The organism is Comamonas sp. GCA5 (assembly GCF_036541385.1).
Taxonomy (GTDB): domain Bacteria; phylum Pseudomonadota; class Gammaproteobacteria; order Burkholderiales; family Burkholderiaceae_C; genus Comamonas; species Comamonas aquatica.
Window position 1 is genome coordinate 1 of record NZ_JAZHFR010000279.1, and the last position, 241, is coordinate 241.

Consider the following 241-nt stretch of genomic DNA (forward strand, 5'->3'; position numbering starts at 1 on the left):
GAAGATTGCCAAGTACATCGGGAAGTACATCACCAAGGATCTGATTTCTGACTTCAATAAGAAACGTTATTGGCAGTCCAGTGGTATCAGTGTGGCTGAGACTCAGGTTTTTGGCTCTCTGCGCGTGTCGATGCCTGATGCCTTGAGGGAAGGGCTGGGCATGTTCGGTTTGTGGGATTCTGGGGCTGATGTTCCGTTGCAAACTCCGTGGCTTTGTCGTGAGGGTAGGGTCGCTTGGCTG

Annotated in this window: 1 pseudogene; it reads left to right on the forward strand. The window is 51.9% G+C overall.

The window, feature by feature from the left end:
• Positions 1–241: pseudogene (locus SJH88_RS19630) on the forward strand (hypothetical protein); the annotation flags it as partial.